Genomic DNA, 6,000 nt, shown 5'->3' on the forward strand with positions numbered 1-6,000 from the left:
TTTTAATCATCTTGACATGATATGTTTATTTCATTATAATTCCAATATCATAAAATCAAAGACAATGAAAAAGGATTAGTAATAAGTTGTATCAGTTCCAGAGAAGCAGTGGGTGGTGAAAACTGCTACTGATAAACATATGAACTCACCTTTTTAGTTTGCAGTAACGAAAGTAAAGTAGTTACTGTCGTTTCATCAACGTTACTGATGTCAAGCGGGCGCTGATGCGCTAATTTGGGTGGTACCGCGGGAAATAATCACAGCTTCTCGTCCCTTCACAGGGATGAGTGGCTTTTTTTATACCTAATTTTAGGAATATCAGGTTAGAGACTAGTATCGCTGGTGATTGGACGATACAAAAGTTAGGAAGGAAAGGAAGGATAACGATGAGCTTTGAGCATCTGGGAATCGAGAAAAAATGGCAAAAATATTGGGACGAAAATAAAACATTCAAAACAAATACATTTTCTAATAAAGAAAAGTTTTATGTACTTGATATGTTTCCTTATCCATCCGGCCAGGGGCTGCACGTTGGGCACCCGGAAGGATATACAGCTACAGATATTCTAGCCAGAATGAAAAGAATGCAAGGATATGAGGTCATGCATCCAATAGGCTGGGATGCTTTTGGACTTCCGGCGGAGCAATATGCCATTGACACAGGAAACAGCCCTAAAGAGTTTACAGAAGCGAATATTCAAACCTTTAAAAGACAGATTAAAGAGTTAGGTTTTTCCTATGATTGGGATAGAGAAGTGAATACAACAGATCCTGATTATTACAAATGGACACAATGGATTTTCAAAAAGCTTTATGAAAATGATCTTGCTTATATGGATGAAGTGGCTGTAAACTGGTGTCCGGCTCTTGGAACTGTCCTTGCAAATGAAGAAGTAATTGATGGTAAAAGTGAACGGGGAGGGCATCCGGTAGTCCGTAAACCGATGAAACAATGGATGCTTAAAATAACGGCATATGCAGATCGTCTGCTTACTGATTTAGAAGATTTGGATTGGCCGGAAAGTCTGAAAGAAATGCAGCGTAACTGGATCGGCCGTTCAGAAGGTGCTGAGGTAACTTTTTCCATTGAAGGACATGATGAAACCTTTACTGTATTTACGACACGTCCAGATACATTATTCGGAGCAACTTATGCAGTAATGGCTCCTGAACATCCATTTATTAAGATGATTACTACAGCTGATCAAAAAGAAGCTGTGGAAAATTATTTGCATGAAGTACAAACAAAGTCTGATTTAGAGCGTACAGACCTTGCGAAAGATAAAACAGGTGTATTTACCGGTGCCTATGCTGTCAATCCTGTTAACGGTGAAAAAATGCCAATATGGGTAGCAGATTATGTATTGATGAGTTATGGCAGCGGAGCAATCATGGCTGTACCTGCACATGATGAGCGCGATTATGAATTTGCCAAAGTGTTTGAACTTCCGATTAAAGAAGTTGTTGCTGGCGGAAATATAGAAGAAGAAGCTTATACTGGAGATGGCTCTCACGTGAATTCAGAGTTCCTGGATGGTCTGGGTAAAGACGAAGCTATCTCAAAAATGATTGACTGGCTGGAAAAAAATGAAAAAGGTACAAAGAAAATTACGTATCGTTTGCGTGACTGGCTTTTCGCAAGACAGCGTTACTGGGGTGAGCCTATCCCAATTATTCATTGGGAAGATGGCAGTATGACAGCTGTTCCAGATGAGGAGCTTCCGCTGGAACTTCCTGAAATGACAGAAATCAAACCATCGGGAACTGGTGAATCTCCACTTGCTACGAATGAAGAGTGGGTGAATGTAGTCGATCCTGAAATGGGAATGAAGGGCAGAAGAGAAACAAATACAATGCCGCAATGGGCCGGAAGCTGCTGGTACTTCCTTCGTTATGTTGATCCGCATAATAAGGAACAGCTTGCTGATCCCAAAGCATTGGAAGAATGGCTCCCGATTGATATTTATATCGGCGGTGCAGAACATGCTGTACTTCATCTTCTATATGCACGTTTTTGGCATAAATTCCTTTATGATATCGGTGTTGTCTCTACAAAAGAACCTTTCCAGAAATTGTTTAATCAAGGGATGATTCTTGGAGAAGGTAATGAGAAGATGAGTAAATCAAAGGGGAATGTAGTTAATCCGGATGATATAATTTCTTCTCATGGTGCAGATACATTAAGGTTGTATGAAATGTTCATGGGACCATTGGATGCTTCTGTTGCCTGGTCAACAAATGGTTTAGACGGCTCCCGCCGTTTCCTGGACCGTGTCTGGAGACTGTATATTAATGATGATAACTCGTTAACAGATAAAATTACAGATGAGGCTGCAACAGAGCTGGATAAGGTTTATCATGAAACAGTGAAGAAGGTAACAGAAGACTTTGAGAACCTTCACTTTAATACTGGAATTTCACAAATGATGGTATTTGTTAATGAATGTTACAAAGCAGATTCGATTCCAAAGAATTATGCAGAAGGATTTGTGAAGCTTCTTTCTCCGGTCGCACCACATATGTGTGAAGAGATTTGGCAAAAGCTTGGTAACGAGAAGAGTATTAGTTATGCTGGCTGGCCTGCTTATGATGAATCAAAGCTTGTTGAGGATGAGGTTGAGGTAGTGCTGCAGGTAATGGGGAAAGTTCGTGCAAAACTAAGCGTTCCTGTTGGTACTGCGAAAGATGACCTTGAAAAACTGGCATTAAGTGAAGACAGCGTCCAAAAATGGCTGGAAGGAAAAACAATCCGGAAAGTGATTGTTGTGCCGGATAAACTTGTTAATGTTGTAGCTAATTAATACCTTTATTAAATGAATGTATATTAAAAAGAAACCGGACTATAATCATTGTTCTATCGTGAGAACATGACTAGTCCGGTTTTTTAACGGAAAAATGAATTTTTTAGCCGGCAGAGTCCTCTATATGGAGGAGGTCCGTTTGTAAAGCGGTTTTTAGCAATATCCACTTGTCTTTATCATAAAACCAAATTGATTCAACAGTTCCAATTTGGTCTGCATGATAAGCCCCGCTAATTTGCTGATAACTTTTTAGGCCGGCCTGATTTTTATCTTCTAAATCAATTATTTCAAAAAATGCCACCGGATCAATCATCAGCGTTGTCGGTTCCAAAAGCTTACCCTGATCATTGTATAATTTTAAACGAATATATTCTTCTTTTTGCCCGGAGACATCTAAAATGATAGGGGGTTCTTTTGGCAGTAACTGAACCGATACTTTAAATCCATCCATAAATTCTCCTTTTACCGGCTGCTCTATTGGAAGAGGAAGTTCAATAAAATTCTCTTCTTCCCACTGATTCAGCTGAGAGGTATACAGTCCGCCACTTCCTCCGGTCGGACTCTGATAAAGAATATCCGTTACACCATTATGTGTTAAATCGGCAAATTGTAATTCCGGATCATAACCTCCGCCATAGTTAATCCGCCATGTTTTATCAGAAGACGGGCTTGAAATATCAACCCAAATATCCTGATAATAAACACCATCTTCAGCAAATAATTTTCCTTTTAGCTCTAACAGTTCTGCTTCTCCATCACCTGTAACATCCTCTTCGTAAGTATGGATCAGTATCCCGTCATTTGGAGCAGCTTCTGCCGGAGCAAAAAAAAGAGTTAAAAACAATAAACTGATATAAGCCATTACGTCACCTTCTATTTCTAAAGAGATTAAGTTTTGCTTTAGTTTAATCAAACGAGTTGAATCCTATTCACTATCCATTTAATATGATAAAGAAGCATGCAATAGGAGGAGATGAGAGAAAATGGAAGATATTAAAGAGCTTTCCCCGGAGGAAGTAGAAACGATAAAAGAGAATGATAATATTCAGCTTATTGATGTTAGGGAAGATGAAGAAGTGGCACAAGGAATCATTGAAAATGCACTTCATATTCCTTTAGGTGATATAACAGATGTCTATACAGATTTAGATAAAGAAAAAGAATATATTATGATTTGCCGTTCTGGAAGAAGAAGCTATAATGCAGCTGCTTTTTTACAAGAACAGGGGTTCAAAGTGATGAACATGAGCGGCGGAATGTTAAATTGGCAAGGAGAAATTATTATTAAATAATAACGATGGTTCGACATAAACGCTGTTTATGTGTATAAGGCTTGTGAAAAGGAGATTCCGCGGGGAAGTGAAAACCCTGCGGAATAATTCTGAATGAAGAGAGACATTCTTTTATTTCAGTAAAGTGATTCACTGCAGCCTCTGTAACATTCTGTTTATTAGAGGTTCTTACAAAATATGAGTATATGGTATGTTTTTTTTGAAGAAGAAATATAAAAAGAAGAGAAAATGCAGTTTGTTTTAATAAAAAGAAATTTGCCGAGCATGTGTTGACTTAATTTGTCGATAATGCTATAATAAAAATCCAATGTTCGATTGATGCTTTTCAAAAGATTTTAATAAAAAAAGTTGTTGACGAGATGTTGGATATATGATATATTGATTTGGTCGCTGTTTTTAAAAGCGACAAAGAAATTGCTCTTTGAAAACTGAACAAAACAACCAGTACGAAAGAAGAAAAACACCTCGTTTTTCTTGAATATTTAAGTCAGAAGTTGACTTCTGAAAGCTAAAGAATACAAACACTTTTATGGAGAGTTTGATCTTGGCTCAGGACGAACGCTGGCGGCGTGCCTAATACATGCAAGTCGAGCGCGGGAAGCGGACAGAACTCTTCGGAGGGACGTTCGTGGAACGAGCGGCGGACGGGTGAGTAACACGTAGGCAACCTGCCTGTAAGACTGGGATAACTCGCGGAAACGCGAGCTAATACCGGATAATACTTATGATCTCCTGATGATAAGTTGAAAGGCGGTTTTTGCTGTCACTTACAGATGGGCCTGCGGCGCATTAGCTAGTTGGTGGGGTAACGGCTCACCAAGGCGACGATGCGTAGCCGACCTGAGAGGGTGATCGGCCACACTGGGACTGAGACACGGCCCAGACTCCTACGGGAGGCAGCAGTAGGGAATCTTCCGCAATGGACGAAAGTCTGACGGAGCAACGCCGCGTGAGTGATGAAGGTTTTCGGATCGTAAAACTCTGTTGTCGGGGAAGAACAAGTATGATAGTAACTGATCGTACCTTGACGGTACCCGACCAGAAAGCCACGGCTAACTACGTGCCAGCAGCCGCGGTAATACGTAGGTGGCAAGCGTTGTCCGGAATTATTGGGCGTAAAGCGCTCGCAGGCGGTTCTTTAAGTCTGATGTGAAATCTTGCGGCTCAACCGTAAACGTGCATTGGAAACTGGAGGACTTGAGTGCAGAAGAGGAGAGTGGAATTCCACGTGTAGCGGTGAAATGCGTAGAGATGTGGAGGAACACCAGTGGCGAAGGCGACTCTCTGGTCTGTAACTGACGCTGAGGAGCGAAAGCGTGGGGAGCGAACAGGATTAGATACCCTGGTAGTCCACGCCGTAAACGATGAGTGCTAGGTGTTAGGGGGTTTCCGCCCCTTAGTGCTGAAGTTAACGCATTAAGCACTCCGCCTGGGGAGTACGGCCGCAAGGCTGAAACTCAAAAGAATTGACGGGGACCCGCACAAGCGGTGGAGCATGTGGTTTAATTCGAAGCAACGCGAAGAACCTTACCAGGTCTTGACATCCTTTGAATCCTCTGGAGACAGAGCTTTCCCTTCGGGGACAAAGTGACAGGTGGTGCATGGTTGTCGTCAGCTCGTGTCGTGAGATGTTGGGTTAAGTCCCGCAACGAGCGCAACCCTTGATCTTAGTTGCCAGCATTTAGTTGGGCACTCTAAGGTGACTGCCGGTGACAAACCGGAGGAAGGTGGNTGTAAAACTCTGTTGTCGGGGAAGAACAAGTATGATAGTAACTGATCATACCTTGACGGTACCCGACCAGAAAGCCACGGCTAACTACGTGCCAGCAGCCGCGGTAATACGTAGGTGGCAAGCGTTGTCCGGAATTATTGGGCGTAAAGCGCTCGCAGGCGGTTCTTTAAGTCTG

Annotated in this window: 3 protein-coding genes, 1 rRNA gene and 1 other annotated feature; of the genes, 3 read left to right on the plus strand and 1 reads right to left on the minus strand. The window is 41.6% G+C overall.

What is annotated here, in order from left to right:
- Positions 1-55 precede the first annotated feature (55 nt).
- Positions 56-278: a binding site (T-box leader), on the plus strand.
- A 108-nt stretch (positions 279-386) separates the two neighbouring features.
- Positions 387-2,801, plus strand: a complete 2,415-nt coding sequence (gene leuS / locus BN1068_RS07385) for a leucine--tRNA ligase (RefSeq protein ID WP_077602174.1) — start codon at positions 387-389, stop codon at positions 2,799-2,801.
- A 103-nt stretch (positions 2,802-2,904) separates the two neighbouring features.
- Here the strand turns inward: leuS and BN1068_RS07390 are convergent, their stop codons facing one another.
- Positions 2,905-3,714, minus strand: a complete 810-nt coding sequence (locus tag BN1068_RS07390; protein WP_254846722.1) for a hypothetical protein — start codon at positions 3,712-3,714, stop codon at positions 2,905-2,907.
- Between the two features lie 70 nt (positions 3,715-3,784).
- Here BN1068_RS07390 and BN1068_RS07395 point away from each other — a divergent pair, with 70 nt between their 5' ends.
- Together BN1068_RS07395 and BN1068_RS07400 are read left to right on the plus strand one after the other, a co-directional pair.
- Positions 3,785-4,093: a rhodanese-like domain-containing protein gene (locus BN1068_RS07395; protein WP_077602176.1), complete on the plus strand. Its 309-nt coding sequence runs from the start codon at positions 3,785-3,787 to the stop codon at positions 4,091-4,093.
- A gap of 526 nt (positions 4,094-4,619) precedes the next feature.
- A 16S ribosomal RNA gene (locus tag BN1068_RS07400) occupies positions 4,620-6,000 on the plus strand; the annotation flags it as partial.

The organism is Oceanobacillus sojae (assembly GCF_900162665.1).
GTDB lineage: Bacteria > Bacillota > Bacilli > Bacillales > Amphibacillaceae > Oceanobacillus > Oceanobacillus sojae_A.